This window comes from Candidatus Nitrotoga fabula (assembly GCF_905221025.1).
Taxonomy (GTDB): domain Bacteria; phylum Pseudomonadota; class Gammaproteobacteria; order Burkholderiales; family Gallionellaceae; genus Nitrotoga; species Nitrotoga fabula.
In genome coordinates, this window is the sequence record NZ_CAJNBL010000024.1 from 26,372 (window position 1) to 50,159 (window position 23,788).

The 23,788-nt window shown below is 51.5% G+C and carries 27 protein-coding genes; 20 read left to right on the forward strand and 7 right to left on the reverse strand.

Annotated features, from left to right (window positions below):
* Positions 1-93 precede the first annotated feature (93 nt).
* The 4 genes from KJA68_RS06215 to rpsT all read right to left on the reverse strand — a co-directional run bounded on the left by KJA68_RS06215 (position 94) and on the right by rpsT (position 4,302).
* Positions 94-1,314 carry an argininosuccinate synthase gene (locus KJA68_RS06215; RefSeq protein ID WP_213036078.1) on the reverse strand — a complete coding sequence of 407 codons (1,221 nt, stop codon included), beginning with the start codon at positions 1,312-1,314 and terminating at the stop codon, positions 94-96.
* A 196-nt stretch (positions 1,315-1,510) separates the two neighbouring features.
* Entirely contained in the window at positions 1,511-2,431 is a 921-nt protein-coding gene (gene argF / locus KJA68_RS06220; protein WP_213036079.1) for an ornithine carbamoyltransferase, read from the reverse strand.
* 1 nt (position 2,432) lies between these two features.
* Positions 2,433-3,611, reverse strand: a complete 1,179-nt coding sequence (locus KJA68_RS06225; protein WP_213036080.1) for an aspartate aminotransferase family protein — start codon at positions 3,609-3,611, stop codon at positions 2,433-2,435.
* A gap of 427 nt (positions 3,612-4,038) precedes the next feature.
* Positions 4,039-4,302, reverse strand: a complete 264-nt coding sequence (gene rpsT, locus KJA68_RS06230; RefSeq protein WP_213036081.1) for a 30S ribosomal protein S20 — start codon at positions 4,300-4,302, stop codon at positions 4,039-4,041.
* Between the two features lie 456 nt (positions 4,303-4,758).
* Here rpsT and hisC point away from each other — a divergent pair, with 456 nt between their 5' ends.
* The 11 genes from hisC (at position 4,759) to tatC (ending at position 11,912) form a co-directional block, all read left to right on the forward strand.
* Positions 4,759-5,853, forward strand: coding sequence for a histidinol-phosphate transaminase (gene hisC, locus KJA68_RS06235; RefSeq protein ID WP_213036082.1), 1,095 nt, complete (start codon positions 4,759-4,761; stop codon positions 5,851-5,853).
* A 20-nt stretch (positions 5,854-5,873) separates the two neighbouring features.
* Positions 5,874-6,461 (forward strand): imidazoleglycerol-phosphate dehydratase HisB, encoded by a 588-nt coding sequence (gene hisB, locus KJA68_RS06240; RefSeq protein WP_213036083.1) that lies wholly within the window; start codon positions 5,874-5,876, stop codon positions 6,459-6,461.
* A gap of 153 nt (positions 6,462-6,614) precedes the next feature.
* Positions 6,615-7,250, forward strand: a complete 636-nt coding sequence (gene hisH / locus KJA68_RS06245) for an imidazole glycerol phosphate synthase subunit HisH (RefSeq protein ID WP_213036084.1) — start codon at positions 6,615-6,617, stop codon at positions 7,248-7,250.
* Between the two features lie 30 nt (positions 7,251-7,280).
* Positions 7,281-8,045 (forward strand): 1-(5-phosphoribosyl)-5-[(5-phosphoribosylamino)methylideneamino]imidazole-4-carboxamide isomerase, encoded by a 765-nt coding sequence (gene hisA, locus KJA68_RS06250; protein WP_213036085.1) that lies wholly within the window; start codon positions 7,281-7,283, stop codon positions 8,043-8,045.
* A 37-nt stretch (positions 8,046-8,082) separates the two neighbouring features.
* Positions 8,083-8,841: an imidazole glycerol phosphate synthase subunit HisF gene (hisF, locus tag KJA68_RS06255; protein ID WP_213036086.1), complete on the forward strand. Its 759-nt coding sequence runs from the start codon at positions 8,083-8,085 to the stop codon at positions 8,839-8,841.
* The gene (gene hisI, locus KJA68_RS06260; protein ID WP_213036087.1) at positions 8,838-9,239 is read left to right on the forward strand and encodes a phosphoribosyl-AMP cyclohydrolase; all 402 of its coding nucleotides are present in this window, start codon (positions 8,838-8,840) and stop codon (positions 9,237-9,239) included. Before hisF ends, hisI begins: the two co-directional genes overlap by 4 nt.
* Positions 9,236-9,556, forward strand: a complete 321-nt coding sequence (locus tag KJA68_RS06265) for a phosphoribosyl-ATP diphosphatase (RefSeq protein WP_213036088.1) — start codon at positions 9,236-9,238, stop codon at positions 9,554-9,556. The genes hisI and KJA68_RS06265 overlap by 4 nt, the downstream gene beginning before the upstream one ends.
* Before the next feature lie 252 nt (positions 9,557-9,808).
* Entirely contained in the window at positions 9,809-10,147 is a 339-nt protein-coding gene (locus tag KJA68_RS06270) for a histidine triad nucleotide-binding protein (protein WP_213036089.1), read from the forward strand.
* A gap of 35 nt (positions 10,148-10,182) precedes the next feature.
* Entirely contained in the window at positions 10,183-10,413 is a 231-nt protein-coding gene (tatA, locus tag KJA68_RS06275) for a Sec-independent protein translocase subunit TatA (protein ID WP_213036090.1), read from the forward strand.
* A 15-nt stretch (positions 10,414-10,428) separates the two neighbouring features.
* Positions 10,429-11,157, forward strand: a complete 729-nt coding sequence (tatB, locus tag KJA68_RS06280) for a Sec-independent protein translocase protein TatB (RefSeq protein WP_213036091.1) — start codon at positions 10,429-10,431, stop codon at positions 11,155-11,157.
* Complete coding sequence (gene tatC / locus KJA68_RS06285; protein ID WP_213036092.1) at positions 11,157-11,912, forward strand: twin-arginine translocase subunit TatC; 756 nt, start codon at positions 11,157-11,159, stop codon at positions 11,910-11,912. Before tatB ends, tatC begins: the two co-directional genes overlap by 1 nt.
* 60 nt (positions 11,913-11,972) lie before the next feature.
* On the opposite strand, the gene KJA68_RS06290 is transcribed toward tatC, so the two are convergent.
* Entirely contained in the window at positions 11,973-13,130 is a 1,158-nt protein-coding gene (locus KJA68_RS06290) for a trypsin-like peptidase domain-containing protein (RefSeq protein WP_213036138.1), read from the reverse strand.
* 338 nt (positions 13,131-13,468) lie between these two features.
* Here KJA68_RS06290 and KJA68_RS06295 point away from each other — a divergent pair, with 338 nt between their 5' ends.
* On the forward strand, positions 13,469-14,215 hold the full coding sequence (locus KJA68_RS06295) for a Nif3-like dinuclear metal center hexameric protein (RefSeq protein WP_213036093.1): 747 nt from the start codon (positions 13,469-13,471) through the stop codon (positions 14,213-14,215).
* Positions 14,216-14,236: 21 nt separating this feature from the next.
* On the opposite strand, the gene KJA68_RS06300 is transcribed toward KJA68_RS06295, so the two are convergent.
* Positions 14,237-14,869 carry a hypothetical protein gene (locus KJA68_RS06300; RefSeq protein ID WP_213036094.1) on the reverse strand — a complete coding sequence of 211 codons (633 nt, stop codon included), beginning with the start codon at positions 14,867-14,869 and terminating at the stop codon, positions 14,237-14,239.
* Between the two features lie 474 nt (positions 14,870-15,343).
* On the opposite strand from KJA68_RS06300, the gene KJA68_RS06305 reads away from it, so the two are divergent.
* From KJA68_RS06305 to KJA68_RS06320, 4 genes are all read left to right on the forward strand, one after another.
* Positions 15,344-15,532 (forward strand): hypothetical protein, encoded by a 189-nt coding sequence (locus tag KJA68_RS06305; protein WP_213036095.1) that lies wholly within the window; start codon positions 15,344-15,346, stop codon positions 15,530-15,532.
* Between the two features lie 58 nt (positions 15,533-15,590).
* Positions 15,591-16,466, forward strand: a complete 876-nt coding sequence (locus tag KJA68_RS06310; RefSeq protein WP_213036096.1) for a hypothetical protein — start codon at positions 15,591-15,593, stop codon at positions 16,464-16,466.
* Between the two features lie 97 nt (positions 16,467-16,563).
* Entirely contained in the window at positions 16,564-19,176 is a 2,613-nt protein-coding gene (mutS, locus tag KJA68_RS06315) for a DNA mismatch repair protein MutS (RefSeq protein ID WP_420887629.1), read from the forward strand.
* A 133-nt stretch (positions 19,177-19,309) separates the two neighbouring features.
* On the forward strand, positions 19,310-19,975 hold the full coding sequence (locus KJA68_RS06320; RefSeq protein ID WP_213036098.1) for a dienelactone hydrolase family protein: 666 nt from the start codon (positions 19,310-19,312) through the stop codon (positions 19,973-19,975).
* 319 nt (positions 19,976-20,294) lie between these two features.
* Here the strand turns inward: KJA68_RS06320 and KJA68_RS06325 are convergent, their stop codons facing one another.
* Complete coding sequence (locus KJA68_RS06325) at positions 20,295-21,101, reverse strand: inositol monophosphatase family protein (protein ID WP_213036099.1); 807 nt, start codon at positions 21,099-21,101, stop codon at positions 20,295-20,297.
* 88 nt (positions 21,102-21,189) lie between these two features.
* Here KJA68_RS06325 and KJA68_RS06330 point away from each other — a divergent pair, with 88 nt between their 5' ends.
* From KJA68_RS06330 to KJA68_RS06345, 4 genes are all read left to right on the forward strand, one after another.
* Complete coding sequence (locus KJA68_RS06330) at positions 21,190-21,930, forward strand: RNA methyltransferase (protein WP_320412112.1); 741 nt, start codon at positions 21,190-21,192, stop codon at positions 21,928-21,930.
* A gap of 14 nt (positions 21,931-21,944) precedes the next feature.
* Entirely contained in the window at positions 21,945-22,673 is a 729-nt protein-coding gene (cysE, locus tag KJA68_RS06335) for a serine O-acetyltransferase (RefSeq protein WP_213036101.1), read from the forward strand.
* A gap of 72 nt (positions 22,674-22,745) precedes the next feature.
* The gene (locus KJA68_RS06340) at positions 22,746-23,219 is read left to right on the forward strand and encodes an Rrf2 family transcriptional regulator (protein ID WP_213036102.1); all 474 of its coding nucleotides are present in this window, start codon (positions 22,746-22,748) and stop codon (positions 23,217-23,219) included.
* 195 nt (positions 23,220-23,414) lie between these two features.
* A complete protein-coding gene (locus KJA68_RS06345) occupies positions 23,415-23,774 on the forward strand; it encodes a HesB/IscA family protein (protein ID WP_213036103.1) in 360 nt (119 codons plus the stop codon).
* Positions 23,775-23,788 lie beyond the last annotated feature (14 nt).

Here is a 23,788-nt window from a genome sequence, read left to right on the forward strand (position 1 = left end):
TGACCTGGATTTAATGAAAATTAATATTGAATGATGTTATATGGCAAGTGTTCAACGATTTTGTGTGGTCTGTAGCACGTTGTTGCCGTTCAATTATTGTCCTTTTTTTGCTGCAATGCGCATTCTGAGGGCATTCAGCTTAATAAACCCTGCGGCATCCTTCTGGTCATAGGCTCCTTTGTCATCTTCAAAGGTGGCAATGCCCGGGTCGAATAGCGAATCTGTCCTGGAGTCTCGACCAACTACGATGACGTTTCCTTTGTACAGCTTAACCCGTACCCAGCCGTTTACTTTTTGCTGCGTCTGATCAATCAGGGTTTGCAGGGAGATGCGCTCCGGACTCCACCAATAACCGTTGTAGATCATGCTGGCATAGCGTGGCATCAAGTCGTCCTTAAGATGGGCAACTTCGCGATCCAGCGTGATGGATTCTATTGCACGATGTGCTTTGAGCATGATTGTGCCGCCCGGGGTTTCATAACAGCCACGAGATTTCATGCCCACGTAGCGGTTCTCTACGAGATCAAGACGGCCAATACCGTGCTTACCTCCTAGTTGGTTGAGCCTGGTCAGTATTTGGGCAGGGGTAAGGCGAGACCCATTGAGGCTGACTATATCGCCGCGCTCAAATTCAATATCCAGATATTCAACTTCATCTGGGGCTTGTTCTGGTGAAACTGTCCAGCGCCACATGCTTTCTTCTGCCTCGGCAGAGGGATTTTCGAGATGTCTTCCTTCATAGCTGATATGCAGCAGATTAGCATCCATTGAGTAAGGTGACCCACCCTGTTTATGCTTCATATCTACGGGGATGTTATGCTTGTCTGCATAGGTCATCAGCTTTTCACGGGAAAGCAAATCCCACTCGCGCCATGGGGCGATTACCCGAATGTTAGGGTTAAGCGCATAATACCCCAATTCGAACCGGACCTGATCGTTGCCTTTACCGGTTGCCCCGTGCGACACTGCCCCAGCGTTAGTTTGTCTGGCGATTTCAATCTGGCGCTTGGCGATCAACGGTCGTGCGATCGAGGTACCGAGCAGATATTCTCCTTCATATACAGTATTGGCGCGGAACATTGGGAATACAAAATCGCGCACGAATTCTTCACGCAGATCGTCAATAAAAATATTCTCTGGCTTGATCCCGAACTGTAAGGCTTTGTTCCGCGCGGATTCAAGTTCTTCTCCCTGACCGATGTCGGCAGTGAAGGTTACTACTTCGTACTGATAGGTGTCCTGCAACCATTTCAGGATTACAGAAGTATCCAGTCCGCCAGAATATGCGAGGACAACTTTTTTATTTTCGATCATTTCTATTTTCTCGGTATGAATTATCAAAGAAGATTTGTTCATTCCCAATTGGAACTGTGACTGGTCATATCGGGTACTTAATCGTCATTTATGATGCCTATGGGAATTATTATTATGGGATGTAGAGAATTTCTGATGCAAAGAAATGTATGGTTGGGTTTTAAAAATTTTTAACGGACTTGAAGCAAGATGCTGCTCAGGTGTCAATAGTGCCTAGCAACAGATATTCCATCAGTGCCTTCTGTACATGCAAACGGTTCTCCGCCTCATCCCATACTGCACTCTGCGGGCCGTCGATTACGGCGGCGTCTACCTCCTCGCCGCGATGTGCCGGGAGGCAATGCATGAACAGCGCATCCTTACTGGCGACGGACATCATTTCCTTATCCACGATCCAGTCAGCAAACGCTTTGCGCCGTGCGTCATTTTCGCGTTCGAAACCCATGCTGGTCCAGACATCGGTGGTAACCAGGTCGGCGTTACGTGCAGCGTCCATCGGGTCAGGGAATTCTTCATAATGATCTTCGCCGAATAATCCGGCACGCTCCGGTTCAACTTCGTAGCCAGGCGGGGTCGAGACATGGACGTTAAAATCAAATACTTCTGCTGCCTGCAACCAAGTGTTGCATACATTGTTGGAATCCCCGATCCAGGCAACAGTTTTTCCCTGAATAGAGCCGCGCTGCTCTATATAGGTGTAAATGTCAGCCAGAATCTGGCAAGGATGGTATTCGTTGGTCAAACCGTTAATAACGGGTACCCTTGAATTTGCGGCAAAACGTTCGATAATCTCCTGTTCGAAGGTTCGGATCATGACCAGGTCACTCATGCGAGAGATCACTTGTGCTGCATCTTCTACGGGTTCTCCTCGTCCTAGCTGTGAATCGCGAGTATTGAGGTAAATTGCGTTTCCGCCGAGTTGCTGCATGCCCGCTTCAAACGAAAGGCGCGTTCGCGTGGAACTTTTCTCGAAAATCATCACCAGGGTCCGGTCGATCAAGGGGTGATAGGGCAGATAGGTTTTGTAGCGCTTTTTGATAATCCCCGCGCGATTGAATATATGTTCGAGTTCTTCGCGGGAAAGGTCTTTAAATTGAAGAAAATGTTGAATACTCACGTTATGAGCCTTGCGCCAGAAAATTAATGATCAGTGGACATAGTTTGTCCAGAAGTTGCTGCGCCTCATCGGGAGTAAATATGATTGCAGGCAAAAGCCGGATGACTTTTTCGTCGGTGACATTGATCAGGAGACCTTCATCCAGGGCATGTCTGACAAGTTCCAGGCAGTTCCGGTTCAGCTCAATGCCGATCATCAGTCCTTGTCCCCGGATTTCAACCACGCCCGCGACGGAAGCCAGGCGTGAGCGTAAATTCCTCAGTAAAAACTCTCCGACCGTGGCAGCATTTTGGATCAATTGATCCTGCTCCATGACTGTCAGTGTCGTTTGTACGGCTACGCATGCCAGCGGGTTGCCGCCGAAAGTGGAGCCATGGTTACCCGGCTTAAAGATGTTTGCTGCCTTGCCGGCGGCAAGGCAAACGCCTACCGGTATGCCTGAGCCGATCCCCTTAGCCAGTGTCATCACATCAGGAAGGATGCCTGTATGCTGGTGGGCGAACCATTTTCCGGTGCGGCCAATACCGCATTGCACTTCATCCAGCATTAACAGCCAGTTGTATTGGTCACAGATTTTCCGCAGATTTTCAAGATAATGGATATCCAGGGTGCGAATTCCGCCTTCTCCCTGGATGGGTTCAACCAGCACTGCAATGACATCGTGATTGTGCTCTGCGACCTGTTGCACGGCATCCAGGTCATTATAGGGAACGCGAACAAATCCCTTTACCAGCGGCTCAAACCCTGCCTGTACCTTGCGGTTGCCGGTAGCGGACAGTGTCGCCAGGGTACGGCCATGGAATGCCTTCTCCATTACAATAATCGCTGGATTATCAATGTCTTGCTGATGACCATACAGACGGGCCAGTTTGATCGCGGCTTCATTGGCCTCGCAGCCGGAATTGCAAAAAAAAGCCTGCTGCATGCGGGTAAGCGTGCATAATTTTTCCGCTGCAATTTCCTGCTCACTTACCTGGTACAGGTTAGAAACGTGTATCAGCTTGTTTGCCTGCTTTGCAAGATTTTCGGTCAAACGTGGGTGTGCATGTCCAAGCGTGTTGACTGCAATGCCGGAAAGTGCGTCAAGGTAGCGCTTGCCATTGCTGTCCCAGAGCCAAACGCCTTTCCCATGTGTGAAGGAAACAGGCAGGCGTGCATAGGTATTCATTAAATGCGACATAGATTGCATGACGTACGGCGGCATGGCCGCTGTATCTGTTCTGGGAAAATGCGTATATTGATCCAAATTGGCTTTATTGCGCAAGGGGTAAATGAAATTTGCTTGGTGCTAATCGTGCATATTAATTACATTGATCAGAATGCCGAATTTGTATATCTACTGGTTTCGTATATTGAATCTGGTTGCTGCGGTTGGGAGTGACAGTCAGGTTTTTCCAGACCGGGCGGTATGTACGGGGTTAATCTGTGGGTTGGGAATGCGGATATAACGGGCATCGTTCCAGTATGCCGGTTTATGCCATAAATTCTGTTGTATGCATGCCCGAAGGACTTTGGTTCAAAAGGCCCGAAAGAAAAATATCTGCTTATTGAAAAAAGTAAGGCCAACAGCGTAAGCTGTTGGCCTTACGGAAGTACTGGTTTTTAGATCAGGCCATTGCCTTGATTGCTGCGGACAGGCGACTCTTGTGTCGGGCTGCTTTGTTTTTGTGAATGATTTTTTTGTCGGCAATGGAATCAACTGTGCTGGTGGATTCGATGAAAACGGCTCGTGCCACGGCTTTGTCTCCAGACTCAATGGCTTTTGCCACTTTTTTGATTGCAGTGCGCAGTTCGGAGCGCAGACTTGCATTATGTTCGCGCTGTTTATCCGCCTGCCGTGCGCGTTTTCTAGCTTGTGCAGTATTTGCCATGGCAATTCTTTCTCTTGCAAAAATAAAAATATATTATACGAAAGCCCTCAGGCTTTGGCAATTGTTTGTTGTTTGCGGTGTATTTTGAGGTATTTGTCAAAATACCATCAATCGTGCAGCCTAAATTATTGTTGTCATTCAATGTTGTCTGGATTGATTCGTTATCTGCAGTCGGGGTCAGCTCTATGGTTTCTTGGCCGGAGCAATCTTTAACATGGAAAGAAGACTGGCAGGTCAAGCCCTTTTCTGCATCAAACCATTGGTTACCTTGTGTGTTGTTATTTGTATCTCAGAGTTGTTAAAGCAGCTGGACAGACCGCTCGCAATCATCCGGGAAGGATAGAATTCTGGCGGGGTGCATGAATTCTTGCAGGATTTGCAATCACGTTGTGCAAAATCTACCAGAATAGGATTTGAATGGGATAAAATGATCCAGTCTTAACGTATTGAGATTTCATGTCTGCTACCAGTTCCACTGTAACTCCTGATCAATTGTTTCGTCGAGAAGTCCTTGATCTGATGGCGTATTCTGTTCCGGACAGCTTCGGCATGGCCAAGCTCGACGCAATGGAAAACCCGTATTTATTACCACAGTCCTTGCGGGAGGAAATTGCTCATATAGTGGCAGAAGCTTCAATCAATCGGTATCCAGATGCGGACGCCGGCAGATTGAAGGAAAGTATTCGCGCCGTGACTGACCTGGATCAGGATATGGGTATATTGCTTGGAAATGGATCGGATGAGATCATTCAATTGCTGGCACTGGCGGTTGCGAAGCCAGGAGCCACTTTGCTGAGCGTTGAACCGTCATTTGTGATGTACCGGATGATTGCAGCTTTCACGGGACTACGATATGTCGGAGTGCCATTGACGGATGATTTTACATTGGATCTGTCCGCGGTGCTGACCGCCATGCGACAACATCAGCCGGCGCTCATATTCCTGTCTTACCCTAATAATCCAAGTGGAAACCTCTTTGATGCGGAGGCAATATCCCGGATAATAGAATCTGCTCCCGGGCTGGTGGTGGTAGATGAAGCCTATCATGCATTTGCTGATGCCAGTTTCATGCCAATGTTGTCGCGTTATCCAAATCTGCTGGTGATGCGTACTTTCTCCAAGCTGGGAATGGCTGGCCTGCGCTTGGGGTTTATCGCGGGCAGTAAGGCATGGCTTGGGCAGCTGGAGAAGCTTCGATTGCCGTATAATGTGAACATGCTTACACAGTATGTGGCTCAAAAATTATTGCAGCATCATGATGTACTTTTGCGCCAGGCTGAACAGATCAAACATGATCGCGCCTGGTTATATGATCGCCTGGTCGGCTTGGCGGATGTGCGGCCCTATGCTAGTGATGCCAACTTTATATTGTTCCGTGTGATGCACGCAGATCAGGTTTTTAAGGGTTTGAAGGATCGTGGCGTGCTAATCAAGAATTTGAGTAATTCCCATCCGCTATTGCTGGACTGCCTGCGTGTAACAGTGGGCACCCAGCAAGAGAATGAGATGTTCATTCGGGCGCTGCAGGAAAGTATTCATCAATTTGTTTAGGTTATCCGTTAGGGAAAATCATGCGTAGTTCGCAGGTAACACGTAATACCCTCGAAACCCAGATTACGATACAACTGGATTTGGATGGAAGCGGAAAGGCCAGATTTGATACCGGATTGCCGTTCCTGGAGCATATGCTTGACCAGGTCGCGCGTCATGGCATGGTTGATCTGGACATTGTCGCCAGGGGGGATCTGCACATTGATGCACATCACACAGTCGAAGATATCGGCATCGCTCTTGGCCAGGCGTTCAATCAGGCGGTGGAGGATAAAAATGGATTGCGACGTTATGGTCATGCCTATGTGCCATTGGATGAAGCGTTGTCGCGCGTGGTCCTGGATATCTCAGGACGCCCAGGTCTTGAATTTAATGTAAATTTTACGCGCGCCAGTATCGGTGATTTTGATGTTGACCTGATTCATGAGTTTTTTCAAGGTTTTGTCAATCATGCGCTGGTGACATTACACATTGATAATCTGGTGGGGAAAAATGCTCATCATCAGGCGGAGACAGTATTCAAGGCTTTTGGCCGTGCCCTGCGCATGGCTCTTGAGATCGACCCGCGCATGGAAGGAATGATGCCTTCTACCAAGGGTGTTTTATAAGTTTTTCCATGGCTTTGAAAAACAATATTGAAATGGGACAATGCATTCAATGCAGCTGGAGGATGCGTGCGACTGATCGCGAGAAATTAGCAGGGCAGCCAGCATTACGCAGTCATTCATTGCCTGGATACGTAATATTCCACGAATAGCGTCATGGCAGATATCGCAATCATAGATTACGGCATGGGTAACCTGCGTTCAGTGCATCAGGCCTTGCACACCGTTGCGCCCAACGCTTCAATTGTGGTTACCAGTGATCCGCAGGAGGTTCGCCAGGCTGGGCGCGTAGTTTTCCCTGGACAGGGAGCAATGCCAGATTGCATCCGCGAGCTGGAAGAGCGCGGACTGCGTGAAACGGTGCTGAATGCTGCCCGAACCAAACCTTTCCTGGGTATCTGTATCGGCCTGCAAATGTTGTTCGAGCATAGTGAAGAGGGCGATGTCCCTGGATTAGCCATTCTGCCAGGCAGGGTGGTGCGCTTTGGCGAAAACCTGGTCGATTCACAGAACAATAAACTTAAAGTGCCGCATATGGGATGGAATCAGGTGCTTTATGGAAACCATCCCTTATGGGATGGCATAGATCAGAATTCTCGTTTTTATTTCGTACATAGTTATTATGTATGTCCCATGGATGAGCAGCTTGTTCAGGCCACCAGCTGTTATCCTCGGCCTTTTGTTTGCGCGGTAGGGAGAGAAAATATATTTGCGGTTCAGTTCCATCCGGAAAAGAGTCAGCATGCCGGGTTGAAGCTACTGGAAAATTTTGTGAACTGGGCGCCAGTTTAATTTTTGTTTTTACATTGTTTATATGCTGCCATGTTGATTATTCCCGCGATTGATTTAAAAGATGGACATTGCGTACGCCTTCGCCAGGGGTTGATGGAAGATGCTACTGTGTTTTCCGAAGATCCAGCGGCAATGGCGCTGCATTGGGTCGAACAGGGCGCTCGCCGCTTGCATCTGGTCGATTTGAATGGTGCGTTTGCCGGAAAGCCCAAGAACGAGCCGGCGATCCGCAATATAGTGGAAGCGGTTGGGCTGGACGTGCCTATCCAGTTAGGGGGTGGAATTCGTGATCTGGAAACCATCGAGCGTTATCTTGATATCGGGGTAACTTATATAATCATCGGCACCGCAGCTGTGAAGACTCCTGGATTCCTGCATGAGGCATGCGATACCTTCCCGGGGCATATCATGGTAGGACTGGATGCGAACAGCGGCAAAGTGGCGGTCGACGGCTGGTCAAAGGTAACCGGACATGATGTGCTTGATCTGGCAAAGCGCTTTGAAGGGTATGGCATTGAAGCCATTATCTATACGGACATTGGACGGGATGGCATGCTTTCAGGCGTAAATATTCCTGCCACTGTGGAACTGGCCCGCGAGTTGACTGTTCCGGTCATTGCCAGCGGCGGCATTACCAATCTTGATGACGTGCATGCCCTGTGCGCAGTGCAGGACAGCGGCATTACCGGTGCGATAACCGGCCGCGCGATATATGAGGATACTTTGGACTTTGCCGAGGCGCAAAAGCTGGCGGATAAATTAACTTCAGACAGAACCCTTGCGAGTCATGGATAGTGATGGGCATTTTTTTCACTGGATACCGGTAAATAACATGCTGGCAAAACGTATCATTCCCTGTCTGGACGTAACGGCTGGGCGCGTGGTCAAGGGGATTCATTTTGTCGAACTGCGCGATGCAGGGGACCCGGTGGAAATCGCACGCCGTTATGACGAACAGGGGGCGGATGAGCTGACTTTTCTTGATATTACTGCCAGTTCAGATGACCGCGGGATTCTCTTTCGTATTATTGAGCAGGTGGCAGAACAGGTATTCATACCGCTCACCGTAGGTGGCGGCGTACGTCAGGTGGAGGATGTGCGCAACCTTCTCAATGCCGGTGCGGACAAAGTAAGCATGAATACGTCAGCTGTGCTTGATCCGCAACTGGTGGCGAAGGCTTCCGGGCGTTTCGGTTCGCAATGCATTGTGGTAGCAATCGATGCCAAACAGGTTCGGCCTGGTCATTGGGAGGTCTTTACCCATGGGGGGCGTAAATCTACTGGGCTGGATGTAATAGAATGGGCTGAAAAGGTGCAGGCGTTGGGTGCGGGAGAAATTCTGTTAACCAGCATGGATCGTGATGGCAGTAAAATCGGATACGATCTGCAACTGCTCCGCATGGTGTCGGATGCACTGGAAATTCCGCTGATTGCCAGCGGAGGTGCAGGTACTCTGCAGCATCTGGTGGATGGAGTGCGCCTTGGGGGTGCGGATGCAGTGCTGGCGGCCAGCATCTTTCATTATGGTGAATTTACCATTCAGCAAGCCAAGCAATATATGGCAGAGCAGGGAATCGAGGTGCGGTTGTGAGTGATCTCTGGCTGAATAAGATCAGCTGGTCGGAAGAAGGGCTGGTACCGGTTATCGCACAGGATGCTGACAGTGGATGCGTTTTGATGATGGCATGGATGAATCGTGAGGCGGTCAAGCGGACTGTTCAGTCGGGTGAGGCGGTATACTGGTCCCGCTCGCGTAAAAAGCTCTGGCACAAGGGCGAAGAATCCGGCAATATTCAGCATGTGCAGGAAATTCGACTGGATTGCGATGGGGATGTCATTTTGATGAAAGTGGTGCAGGCAGGGGGAATTGCCTGTCATACCGGGAGAGCGCACTGCTTCTACAACCGCCTGGAGCAGGAGAAATGGGTGGAAATCGAACCTGTCCTGAAGTCGCCGGAGGATTTGTACCGGAAGAAACATAGTCAATGAACAACGATATTTTGCAGAACCTGACAGAAATTATCATCGCCCGCAAGGGAGCGCCGGTTGAAAGTTCGTATGTTGCCCGGTTGTTCAGCAAAGGTGAGGATGCCATCCTGAAAAAAATCGGGGAAGAAGCCACGGAGGTGCTATTGGCTGCCAAAAGCTCCGACAGGCAGCATCTGATCTATGAAATGGCGGATTTATGGTTCCACTGCATGGTATTGCTTGCCCAGCATGGCTCGAATGCAGACGATGTGCTGAAAGAGCTGGCCCGTCGGGAAGGCGTGTCCGGTCTGATCGAGAAAGCGGGTCGCAAGGGATAATGTTCACAAGGGTGAGTTCACAAGGGTGAATTGACGCTGAATATCTGTGCCAGGCAGTGGCCAGGCAAATTGAATGGCTGCCGTGAGATGCATACGTATTGCAATCGAAAATTATAGTGAGTGCGCTGAGTGACCTGTCTGGATGTGCGCTAGCCCGGACAATTTTCGGGAATGAATTTTTGAGCAGGACATATGTCTATCGGATTCCTGTAATAGAATGATGGAAGTTGGGCCGAGTTCGAGGGGCCAAAAATGGATGACTGTATTTTTTGCAAGATAGTTCGCGGTGATATCCCATGCCGAAAGGTGTATGATGACGGCGAATTATTGGCTTTCCATGATATTCACCCGGCTGCGAAAGTGCATTTCATGCTGATTCCAAAGACTCATATGGATTCACTGCTTGAAGCGGAAGATTCTCATGCCCCGTTGCTTGGAAGGATGCTGGTGCTGGCGCCCAGGCTGGCAAGGGAACAGGGATTGAACAATGGCTTTCGCACAGTGATCAATACGGGAAAAGGCGGCGGGCAGGAAGTGTTTCACTTGCATATTCATATCATTGGTGACGATGTTTCCCCCGTGGTCGGATAGGATCAAAGCAATTTAATTTTTTAGGAGAAAGTAAAATGGGTTCATTCAGTATTTGGCATTGGTTGGTTGTACTGCTGGTCGTCATTCTGATTTTCGGTACCAAAAAACTGCGCAACATGGGTGCGGATCTGGGCGGTGCGATGAAAGGTTTCAGGGAGGGCATGCGTGCCGATCCGGAACCACAAGAGCCAGTGGTCAAGAAAGTGGAACAGGGTGGTCAGACCATAGAGGGCGAGATAAAAGAAAAAAGCCAGACAAATGCATAAACCGACCTGAACGCCATGTTTGACGTCAATTTCTCTGAAATGATGGTGATTGCGATTGTCGCTTTCATTGTCATTGGTCCTGAGCGCCTGCCAAAGGTGGCGCGTACCCTTGGGCATCTTGTGGGGCGCGGACAACGCTATATCAGTAGCGTCAAGGCAGATATCGAACGGGATTTCGCCATCGAGGAATTGCGCAAGCTGCAGGAGAAGGTACAAAGTGATTACAAGGCTGCCGAAGGAGCTGTCAGCCAGGCGACCCAAACCCTGAACATGCATGCACAGGATTTTACCCAGTCTGTTACTCAGCAGGTGGAGCAGGTCAGGGAAGGCATTATCCAGCAGTCGCAAATCAACTTGGACAAGCAGTCTGAGCAGGAGAATCTTTTCCCCAAGGCAGATCCGAAAGACTATGTTCTGCAACCGCTGAACCGTGAGCCTACGAAAGAAGAGCTTGAGCACAAAGCGGTAGCCATGTCGTACCAGGAGGCGACCCGTAATTTGCATGCACAGCAGGAAGAGGCACGCAAAAAGCGAATCGAGCAGGAAAAGCAGCGCATTGAAGAAGAGAAGCTGCGAAAATTGCAGGAAAACAAAGATCAGCAAGCTCAGGCGAATAACCCGTCAGTGCAGCCGGGTCATCCAGAAACCCATAATACCGGGAACTTATCCCCATCATCCAGTATGCAGCCGGAGCAGCCCGGTTTGCAGGTTACTGCCGAGCATAAGAAATTTCCCATTGATTAATGAGCACTAGCGACGATAACACCAACGAAACGTTCGTTTCCCACCTGCTCGAACTGCGTACGCGATTGTTATATGCTTTCGGGGGGCTATTACTGGTATTCATTTGTCTGATTCCATGGGCCAGCGATCTTTATGCGCTCCTGGCGGAACCGTTGATTGCCAAGTTGCCCAAGGGCGGACAAATGATTGCGATAGATGTCATTACGCCATTTTTTGTACCGATCAAGGTGGCGATGATGGTTGCATTTCTGATTTCGCTACCCTATTTACTCTATCAGGCCTGGCTTTTTGTCGCGCCCGGGATGCACGAGCATGAAAAACGCCTGATGTTGCCGCTTATTACGGCCAGCGTGATCTTGTTCTTTTTGGGTATGACGTTTGCTTATTTTCTTGTGTTTCCTGTTGTGTTCGGGTTTTTCAGCGGAGTGGCGCCACAGGGCGTTGCAATGATGACCGACATCGACAAGTACCTGAGTTTTGTAATGGGGATGTTCCTTGCTTTCGGTGTGACTTTTGAAGTGCCGGTAGCTGTGGTGGTGATGGTTAAAATGGAAATGGTAACCATAGCCAAGCTCAAGGAAATCCGGCCTTACATTGTGGTCGGCGCGTTTATTCTGGGCGCCCTTCTGACCCCGCCGGACGTCGTATCGCAGTTCATGCTCGCCATACCGCTGTGGTTATTGTATGAAGCGGGGATAGTGGTGGCGGGGATAATGAGCAAAGGGTCGGCTCAGGTTGAAGCGAACAATGGATAATCCGTCAAGCGTATGCACTCCCCGTGGAATCTACCGGGGTTCCCGCAGAATTGACCCCGGTCATTCCAGATTTTTCGGTATGGGTCTTTTTCCAACCTTGACCTGTACCACGACTTTTCGCTGATTACGCAGCAGCTTCAGCATCACTACCTTGCCGGGAGGCAAGCTGGCAATGGTTTCCAGCATGGAGCTGGAATCGGATTGCAGCTGTATGTTATCCACCATGGTCAGGATGTCACCAGAACGAACCCCACCTTTTTCAGCCGGTCCGCCGCGAACCACTTCTGAAATCAATATCCCCTGAATATTGTCCGGTTTCGCCAGCTCAGGCGTGAGTTCCTGTACTGCAACACCGATCCACCCACGTGTCACGGAACCATTCTGGATAATTTGTTCCATAATTTTTTTTGCAGTGCTGACCGGAATGGCAAAACCGATACCCAGGGAGCCTCCATTGGGTGAGTAGATTGCGCTGTTAATACCGATCAGGTTGCCGTTGATATCTACCAGCGCGCCTCCCGAATTCCCCGGGTTGATTGCTGCATCGGTCTGGATAAAGTTCTCGAAAGTATTCAGCCCCAGGTGGTTGCGTTTAACAGCACTGACTATGCCCATCGTAACCGTTTGACCTACCCCGAACGGGTTGCCGATAGCCAGCACGATATCGCCTACCTGCGCCTGATCAGGATGACCAAAAGTGATGGCAGGGATGATGCCGGGTAAATCAATTTTGATGACAGCAAGATCCGATTCCGGGTCGGAACCGATAATGCGGGCCCGGGTTTTGCGTCCGTCGGCCAAAGCCACTTCAATCTGGTCCGCCGCTTCCACGACATGGCTGTTTGTGAGAATGTAACCGTTCTGGCTGATGATGACGCCGGAACCCAGGTTAGAGCCATGTTGCTGTGAATTATCCAGCTCGTCGCCAAAAAAGAAACGGAACCGCGGGTCATCCATTAACGGGTGCGTGGATTTCTTGATTTCAGTGCTGGTGAATACATTTACCACCGTGGGCATGACTTTCTGTGCCGCCGCGCGGAAACCGGCAGCAGGCGGCTCTCCGGAGCGGGTGGGATGCGGCTGGACGCTTTCATGCAGGGTAATGACGCCGTTTGGTGCCTTTGCAGGCAGAAGCCCGGGTTTCAGGGTGCTGAGAACAAAAAATACCGCCAGGCCAATCGTAGTGGCTTGAGCGAACAAGATCCAGAGCTTACGCATCATGTAATGGCGGCATCCTTTCAGAATCTAGCCGACTGAGCGCATATCCTGAAATTGCATGGGGCATATGCCGGGGACAATTGCTCCTGCGAATATCCGCATGTGGAAGGGGATATGGCTGGGTCAGGCAATGAAAACATTTCAGCAGGTTAGACATCTGAAATGGCTAAATATTGCATGACAGAATTAAGCGATGGCTTAACGGCATGAAATGTAAATGAAAATATAAAGTCAGGGTGATTGTAGCACTGGTCCCGGTTGCAATAACAGAGGGATTTCAAGTTTTGGCGTGAGGATTTCAAGTAAAATCGGGTATCGAATGATCCAGAGATAACACCATGTTGCTAAATGATTTGCGCGATTATATCGCAAGACTTCTGGAACCAGACCGCTTTCGAGACTATTGCCCGAATGGTTTGCAAGTGGAGGGTAAAACAGAAGTCCGGCGCATTGCCAGCGGGGTGACGGCTTCGCAAAAACTGCTGGAAGCCGCGACTGCCTGGAAGGCGGACGCGATTCTCGTGCATCACGGTTTTTTCTGGCGCAATGAGAATGCCGCCATTACGGGAACAAAAAAACGGCGCATTGCCCACCTGCTGCAGCATGATGTCAGCCTGCTGGCGTACCATCTGCCCCTGGATGCCCATGCTGAACTGGGCAACAATGCGCAACTCGGGCAGTTGCTGGGTTTTATGGAACATGGACGCTTTGGCGAACAGGAGATTGCCTGGCACGGAGAGCTGGCGCAGCAGCAAACCCTGTCGCAACTGACTGGGAAAATCCATCGAACCCTGGAGCGTGTCCCGCTGGTGATTGCTGATGGCGATCCGCAGATACGCCGGATTGCATGGTGCACCGGCGCGGCGCAGGGCTATTTTGAAGAGGCGGTTGCGTTGGGAGTGGATGCTTTTCTGACGGGTGAAATATCCGAGCAAAATGTGCATCTGGCGCAGGAAACCGGGGTCGCATTTATCGCAGCGGGTCATCATGCCACGGAGCGTTATGGCGTGCATGCCCTGGGTAACCATCTTGCCGAGCATTGCGGAGTCGAGCACTGCTTTTTCGACCTGGCCAATCCGGTTTGAAGAACGGGCCAGGGTAGCAGATCAGTGTTCCAGGTTGGCCCGCAGCTTGTCGAGGGACACCACGGAAACCGCAGGGCCGCGCGTCGTTTCGTGCAGCGCACGGTTTGCGAGCTGCAAAGCGTCCCGCTGTTTTTCCAGCAGGTCCAGCATCATGCTGGCTGCTTCATCCAGCAGTGCATCCGCATGGGTAGAAAAACGCAGCAGAAAATCCATGTCGCGCGGGTAATAGGCAGACCATTGCCAGGCCAGAAAACTCTCATTGCTCTTGAAGCCGGATTCCTGAAAAGCCTGGCTCAGTATCTGAATGGCGGATAGCTGTTTCTGCTCTGCCGAAGGTGCCGTGCTCCACATCAGTCCATAGTAGATGCGCAGGGTATTGCCCAGGTATTGTTGCTCCATCATGGGGCGCAGATAGATTTTCTGGTCCTGTTCCGGTTGCAGGTGCAACCCAACCAGGCATTCCGGGGCATTCCGGTCCTCGGTGATCGCCACGCGCCAGCCTGGAACGGCTGCAGAGATACGCTCGCATAGTGAGCGCCAGAAATCGTTGTTCATCTCCTGGCGTATCCCATCCACCTGGTTGGCAACGCTCAGCGCCAGCGGCAAATTCTGTTTCTGCGCAAAAAAATCCAGTACCGCCTGTTCTTCATTCATGGAAACATTTTACTACATAGTATTATCATAACACCCGGAATGGAGTGTCTCCTGGATAATACTGCCATTATAATAATTAACTTCGACCGGCTTTGTTTTAAGTTTCATATGCTTGACGCCGTTCGTGGCGAGCAGATATTTCATAGGAGAACCCTCGTTTTCCTTGTATCCCGAGACGGCTGAAACAATACCTTGTTTTTTGCCTGTCTTTTCAGAACAAAAAAAGTATTTTTAATGATGACATGGGTTATACAGGATACAAGTCCGGGACAGGACACGTTCAGGATTCAAATGGCTGGTTAGAATTTTAAAAAATACTGGAAGGCTTGGGGAAAATATAACGCCCAAGACAAGATTGACGTCCAACGGGACGGACTGATAGGCAAGATAGAAAAATAGTTTAAACAGAAGCAGATTTACGGCCCATTGTTCACTATCCGCTGGACACTAGTGTAACCAAGCAAGGAAGAAGAAATGGCCGATAAAACCGGAGTGCCTCGTATCTCATTCGATGTTACCGCCGAAGTGCTGACAGGACTTCGGGAAGTCGTTTCACAGGTTTATATCGAGAGAGACTTTGATATCGAAAAGCTAGGAACAATGCTTGGAGAAGCTATTAACCCAAGGATGGCAGCCTTGCTTTTGGCAGCAATAACCAATTAAAAACCAGCAGCGTGCTTTAAGTCAAATCACAGGACTTTGCTTCTAGGATGATATAAAAATGGCTAAACAAGATCTTCCAGTCGGGCAACTCTTTACACATGTTTACTTGCAAGGAGTCCCTTTGTTGCAGGATAGCGAGAATTTTCGCAGAAGGTTAGGTGTGTATCTAGATCAGAACCATTCACAGCAGAAAAGTCAGCTGGTTTCCTACTTGCGTCAAGAAACTGGTTTGCAGGTTTCAAGGAGCGGGTTGGCGTATTATTTGGAGGATTTTTTGGTTGAAGTTGAGCTGAAATATCTGCTTGATCTAATTACCCTTACATGGCGTTGTTTTCAACAAGAGAAGAATATGAAAAGCTATGTTCAGAGAGGATCAGCGTTCAGGTGGCATCAGTTTGTTTCAAGATGCTTCAGAGAAGAAAAACTTGGCTATCAGTTGGATGCTGAATGCGGTGTCCATTACTTTGTTGATGAGGAATTTGAGCGTAACAGAGTTGCTACATTATCATTGCTCGGAACCGAAAGGTATTCAGGAGTGCGGCATTCTTTTGAGGCCGCATATACATATCTCGACAGTTCTCCGCCAGATACCAAGGCGTCTGTTCGCTCTTTGTTCGAAAGTGTCGAGATACTTACCAAGCTAATGGTTAATACAAGCAACCTTAATCAATATGCAGTTAAAAATATGCTTAAAGAAAAAGCTCTCGCACTTTTTACAATGGATGAGGTGGCTGCCAAAGTTGTCTCTGGGATGTTCGATTCGTTAGCTACTTGGGTTCACTCCATTCACTACTATCGCCATGGGCAAGGACAGGAAGAGCCAGTAGCACCACCTATTCAACTTGCTGTTTATATCATTAGCTCTGGTGCTGCATTTCTTCGGTGGCTTGTGGAGATTGATTTAAGCACGCAAGCACAACAAGACGTAGAGTAACCAGTCATCCAAATTATGCTCGATCCCGACTAACAATATTCATGGAATATTTGAATATATACAGTAAAGCATATAACCTGCATCAATAAAGACCTTTATGGGTGAAACCGAGAATTTTCAAAAGCATACTCCCATGATGCAGCAATACCTGCGCATCAAGGCGGAATACCCTGACATGCTGCTTTTTTACCGCATGGGCGATTTCTACGAGCTGTTTCATGATGATGCCGTGCGGGTTGCCGGATTGTTGGATATTACCCTGACGCAGCGCGGCTCCTCGAATGGCCAGCCGATCAAAATGGCCGGGGTGCCGCACCATGCCGCCGAGCAATATCTGGCGCGGCTGGTAAAGCTGGGGGAATTTGTTGCCATCTGCGAGCAGGTTGGCGATCCTGCCAGCAGCAAGGGGCCGGTGGAGCGCAAGGTGGTGCGGATTGTCACGCCCGGTACGCTTACCGATTCTGCATTGCTGGACGAAAAAAAAGACAGCCTGCTGCTGGCATTGCATGAGCGTGCCGGCAGGGTAGGCATGGCCTGGATGAATCTGGCTTCAGGCAAATTTTATGTCAGCGAGACCGATGCGCAAGCGCTTGCGGCGGAACTGGAGCGCTTGCCGGTTTCCGAAATCCTTGTGGAGGAAAATGCCACCCCCCCGGCATCGTGCAGGGCCGCGATCAAGACTCTGCCCGCCTGGAATTTTGATCTGGAAGCAGCGCGGCGTTTGCTGTGTCAGCAGTTTGCCACCCATGACCTGAGCGGGTTTGGCTGCGAGGGATATACGCTAGGCCTGGAAGCGGCTGGCGCGCTGCTCGGGTATGCAAGGCTTACCCAGGGTCAGGGAATCCGTCATGTGCATTCCATCCAGGTGTATGCTGTAGAGGATTGCGTGCGCATGGATGCCGCCACGCGGCGCAATCTGGAGATCACCCAGACCTTGCGCGGGGAGCACGCGCCCACGCTGCTTTCCCTGCTGGACACCTGTGCCACGAATATGGGCAGCCGTTTGTTGCACCACTGGCTGCATCATCCGTTGCGTGACCGCGGGGTTTTGCGTGCGCGGCTGGATGCCGTTGCCCGGTTGCTGGAAGCGGCCTGCCCGGAGGAGGGGAACGCTCTGGCGGGGCAGAGCTCCAGCGGCGGGGCGCTGCATCAGATGATACAGGGCAAGCTGAAATCCTGCGTGGATGTTGAGCGCATCACCGCGCGCATTGCTTTGCGCAGTGCCCGTCCACGCGACTTGTCCGGGCTGCGTGATACCTTGGTGCAGTTGCCGCAATTATATGAAGTCCTGATGCTTTCCCGTATTCCGCAGCGGATCGGCGATCTGGCCGCAGTCTTGTTGCCGGATGCAGAGCTGGCCGGGTTGCTGCAGCGCACGCTGCGCGCGGAACCATCCAGCATGCTGCGCGAAGGCGGTGTGATTGCAGAAGGCCTGGACGCGGAACTGGATGAGCTGCGCGGCATTCAGAACAACTGCGGCGAGTTCCTGCTGCAGCTGGAAGCGCGTGAGCGTGCGCGCAGTGGCATATCGACGCTGAAAGTCGAGTTCAACCGTGTGCACGGGTTTTATATCGAGGTTTCGCTCGCGCAATCCGGCAAGGTGCCGGAAGATTACCGCCGCCGCCAGACCCTGAAAAACGCCGAGCGCTATATTACGCCCGAGCTCAAGGCTTTCGAGGACAAGGCGCTGTCTGCCAATGATCGTGCGCTGGCGCGCGAGAAATTTCTCTATGAACAATTGCTGGATCAGCTTGCGCCGTATATTGCGCAGTTGCAGCGCATGGCCGCGGCGATCGCCGAGCTGGATGTGCTCGCCACTTTTGCCGGGCGGGCGGCAGCATTGAATTTCAGCGCTCCGTCGTTCAGCGAAGAGCCTGTGCTGTATATTCGTGGGGGACGTCACCCGGTGGTGGAGGCACAGGTCGGGGGCGGGAATTTCATCGCCAACAATACCCAGCTGAGTGCAACGCGCCGGATGCTGCTGATAACCGGCCCAAACATGGGAGGCAAGTCCACCTATATGCGTCAGGTTGCGCTGATTGCCCTGCTGGCGCATTGCGGCAGTTTCGTGCCGGCGGATGAGGCGGTGCTGGGAGAAATCGACCAGATATTCACCCGCATCGGCTCATCGGATGATCTGGCCAGCGGACGTTCCACCTTCATGGTCGAGATGACGGAAGCGGCGAACATTCTGCACAACGCTACAGAAAACAGCCTGGTTCTGGTGGATGAAATCGGGCGCGGTACGTCCACGTTTGATGGCCTTGCGCTGGCGCATGCCATTGCCCGCCACCTGCTGGAACAGAATTGTAGCTACACCCTGTTTGCCACCCACTACTTTGAGTTGACCCGGTTAGCCGACGAGTATGCGCAGCTTGCCAATGTGCATCTTGCAGCCATTGAGCACAAGCACAGCATTGTATTTTTGCACAGTGTCGGCGAAGGCGCGGCAAGCCAGAGTTATGGGCTGCAGGTGGCCGCCCTTGCGGGAATACCCGCGCGCGTGATTCAATGCGCGCGCAGGCAACTGCTGGCGTTGGAGCAGGACAGTGCGGCCCGGAACCCGCAGGGGGATTTGTTCAGCGCCGTGCCGGATTTTCCAGAACCCCCTGAACACCCTGTGCTGGCTTCGTTGCGCGATATTACCCCGGATGAGTTAAGCCCGAAACAGGCGCTGGAAAAACTTTACCAGTTAAAGCAGTTGGTCTAGGTTCTGGTTGTGCCGGAGTGGTGGAAAGGATGGGCCGGACACCCTTTTTTTCCATGCATTCCCTTTGTGCTTGCCGGGCAGGGTGCGTCCGGCTTCATTCTTTTGTGGCAATTGAGTTCTATGGAGGAAAGGCATGAATCATGTGGAACAACAGCTGGTTTCAATTCCCGCGGGCCTGGTCTGGTTGGAGGGCAATCTGAGTGTGCCTTCGGGTGCCCGCGGAGTCGTGCTGTTTGCGCATGGCAGCGGCAGCAGCAGGCACAGTCCGCGTAATCGCTACGTGGCTGAGCAGCTGCAGCGCGCAGGGTTGGCAACCCTGCTGATGGATCTGCTGTCCGTAGAGGAGGAGGCGGAGGATCGCACCAGCGGGCATTTGCGTTTTGATATTCCAATGCTGGCGCAGCGGCTGGGGCTGGTTACGGACTGGCTCAGGCAGAATCCATCTACCAGTGAAATGAAAATCGGATATTTCGGAGCAAGCACTGGCGCTGGTGCAGCGCTGCTGTCGGCTGCCGATCGCCCCGGGGAAATAGGTGCCATTGTTTCCCGTGGAGGCAGGCCAGATCTGGCGGGGAATGCGCTTCAGAGGGTCACGGTGCCAACATTGCTGATTGTTGGTGGGAGTGATGAACCGGTTATCCGGCTTAATCAGGTTGCAATGGAAAAAATGCATGCCGAAAAAAAACTGGAGGTGATTCCGGACGCAACCCATCTCTTTGAGGAGCCGGGTGCGCTGGAACAGGTTGCCAGGCTGGCGCAGGGATGGTTCAGGCGCTACCTGGTTCCTGTTGCAGAATAGTAGCGGCATCCTGAGCCGTGCATTTTGCCAGGCCCGGGTGGCCCTTTTGGCTATCCGGGCAGATTGTTCGGTCGGGCAGGGCGTATGCATGTGCATTCGGCTGGCTACCTGTATTTTAATGAGGTAACCCGGCGAACAAATGATCCCAGATCTTTTCGCGTGCCGAACCCGATGTCAGGTATGGCCTTGCATGGGCCATCTGTCCGTTGGAAAAGGAGGCATAAGCAGTCCATGGGCAGGGCGGGCTCCGGGAAAATTACGCGTCCCGTGGCCCTTGGCTGGGGCGGTTGCAGTTTGCGCGGAAGGTGTCATGTGCGGGTCATGCGGAGCCGGATTTCAATCCTTCAGTCAGGTGTGGTGCGATGACCTGCAGCATTTGCGCGAATATTTTTGGGTTCCCGGCGCAGATATGCCCACTTTGAAGATAGGTGTCGTTGCCCTGCAAATCGCCTACCAAACCGCCCGCTTCCGTAATCAGCAGACATCCCGCAGCGATGTCCCAGGGTTTAAGCCCGGTTTCGAAAAACCCGTCATAACGCCCGGCAGCCGTATAGGCGAGATCCAGGGCGGCTGCCCCCGGCCTGCGCAGACCGGCCGTTTTCTGCATCATATCGCGCAGAATGTTCATATAGGGTTCGAGATATTCGAATCTGGTATAAGGGAATCCGGTTCCGATCAGGCAGTCGGAAAGCTCGTGGCGCTTGCTTACCCGCAGGCGCCGGTCATTGATAAATGCCCCCCTGCCACGCGTGGCGGTGAACAGGTCGTTCTTGGTGGGATCGTATATCACTGCATGGGTCAACACGCCATTGTGCTGCAATGCAATGGATACGGCATATTGCTGAAAACCATGCAAGAAATTGGTGGTGCCATCCAGCGGGTCTATGATCCAGACAAATTCCGACTCGCCTCGGGTACCGCTCTCTTCTGCTAGAATTGCATGATTTGGGTAGGCATCCAGCAAGGTGGAGATAATCGTCTGTTCGGCTGCCCGATCCACTTCGCTGACGTAGTCGGAGTGGGATTTTTTTGTGACGGTGAGGTGGTCGAGGTTGTCGGCGGCACGGTGAATCAGGTTGCCGGCGCGACGTGCGGCTTTCACCGCAATGGTAAGCATGGGATGCATAACGAACCTTTTTATAGAGCAATCGGTTTTTCCGGTCGCGTATTTTAGTGTGAATTGAACTTTGGATAAACCAGAGATTTTAAATCATGTGCGGGTGGTGCTAAGTCATACCACGCACCCGGGCAATATTGGCGCGGCGGCGCGCGCGATGAAAACCATGGGGTTGCGGGATCTGTACCTGATTAATCCCAGGCATTTCCCGGACAGGCAGGCAGATGCAATGGCGGCTGGGGCGGTTGATGTGTTGCGTGATGCGGTAGTGTGCAGTTCTCTGGATGAGGCGTTGCAGGGCGTGACCCTGGTGGCGGGAATGTCGGCACGCGTTCGCGATATTTCGCAGGAAGTGTTTGCTCCGCGAGAAGCCATGCCTCTGCTGGTGCAACAGGCAATGCGGCAGCCTGTTGCACTTCTGTTTGGTACGGAAATGTCCGGTTTGACCAATCAGGAGTTGGCGCGGTGTCAGTTCATGGTGCGTATTCCTGCCAACCCGTCGTATACGTCGCTTAATCTGGCTGCAGCGGTACAGCTGATAGGCTATGAGCTGCGTCTGGCATCCGGGCAGGAAGAATGTGCGCTGCCTGAGGTTTGTCCCGCCTCTGCGGAGCAGGTGGAAAGATTCTTCCGGCACATGGAAGACACCCTTACCGAAATCGGGTTTCTGCGGGCGCAGCAGTCGACCAAACTGATGCAGAAGTTACGCAGGCTATATGCGCGTGCAAGGCTGGAACAGGAAGAAATCAACATTCTGCGTGGTATTTTGACCGTGACTACCGATTTCAATGCGCGGCATGGGGTGATTGAATCAAACGAAATGATATTGAAAAAGTAAAATCGGGCATTTAAATGTTTCAGACGATCAAGGAAGACATAGATAGTGTTTTTGCGCGTGATCCAGCGGCGCGCAGCGTATTTGAGGTAATAACCTGCTATCCGGGATTTCATGCGCGCCTGATGCACCGGGCGGCGCATTGGCTCTGGTTCGCCGGGCTGAAATGGCTGGCGCGTTTTGTTTCGCATCTTTGCCGTTTTCTGACAGGGATAGAGATTCATCCCGGGGCAACCATCGGACGGCGTTTTTTTATCGATCACGGCATGGGTGTGGTGATTGGTGAAACTGCTGAGATCGGGGATGATTGCACGTTGTACCACGGAGTGACTCTGGGGGGAACCTCGTGGAAGGAAGGGAAACGTCATCCCACACTCGGCAATGGTGTCGTGGTAGGAGCGGGCGCCAAGATTCTGGGCCCGATCACGATTGGGGATGGTGCCAAAATTGGCTCGAATGCAGTCGTGGTGAAGAATGTTCCGGCAGGAGCAACGGCTGCCGGAATTCCTGCGCGTATCCTGGATGGGGCTTCAAAAAGGCCGGGCTTTAATCCCTATGGCATTGGCAATGACCAGAATGACCCGCTGGCACAGGCAATCCACGGCCTTTTGGGGCATGGCATGGTGGTGGATAAGCGTATCGATCTGATTTTGGACAAGTTGGAACAGATGGGCGTGAATGTGGATGAAGAACGCGCCACGGCAGACAAGTTCGATCCTAATTACCTGAATAGAATTGTTGACTAAATCGGTTGGGTATTTTATTATTATAGTCAGGAATTTTCATAAATTTGTACGATGTAAATTCAGGGAGAAAGCATGCGACTTACCACTAAAGGACGTTTCGCGGTAATGGCGATGGCTGACCTGGCCTTGCATAGCGGCCTCGGCCCCGTGACATTGTCCAGTATTAGTGAGCGCCAGAAGATTTCGCAATCATATCTTGACCAGCTGTTCGGGAAATTGCGCAAGCGCAACATTGTGGTTGCCGTGCGTGGCCCTGGGGGCGGTTATTGTCTGGCGAGGCCAAGTGCGCAAATTTCGGTTGCCGATATCGTCGTGGCGGTGGATGAATCCGTGGATGCTACCCGGTGTGGCGGGAAAGCGAATTGCCATGATGAGAAGCAGTGTATTACACATGATTTATGGATGGGCCTGAATGAGGCTTTGTATGGCTATATGTCGGGTGTGAGCCTCCAGCAATTGGTTGATGGTGTTTCCAGGTCTAAATCCGAAGTCAAGAAGGTGATTGTCAGCCAGAATGTTACGAAGCCTGCTCTTGCTTCAGTGTAACCCGGCGGTACCTTATGCGCCGGGCGGGTGCTTGCGGTTTTCCGCTGTATGGGGTGAAGAACCGGCAGGACGGGGTCAGAATGATACGTGTGAAATAATCAATAATCGGTACATGGAAAACAGAAGGAAGCCTGGCCTGGGAGTTCTCCTGAGCGGGTTCCGGGCTTTCCTTGGCTACTATCAGGAGGTTGAATAATGGCGATTATGTTGACTGAAAATGCGGCAAAGCAGATTACAACCCAGCTTGCAAAGCGGGGGAAAGGGATGGCTCTTCGTATAGGAGTAAAGAAAGTGGGTTGTTCCGGTTATGCCTATACCTATGATATTGCGGATGAGGTACTTGCCGGGGATCATGTTTTTGAGGCTCATGGAGCAAAGGTTGTGCTGAATGATGCCACCCTGCCCTATATTGACGGTTCACGTCTGGATTTTGTGACCGAAGGCCTCAAGCAGGCGTTTAAAGTGGATAACCCGAATGCGGCAAACTTGTGCGGTTGCGGCGAGAGTTTCAACCTGGCAACCGATGTGGCAAAGCCACTGGCCCAAAATGCATAGGCACAGGCGCAGCC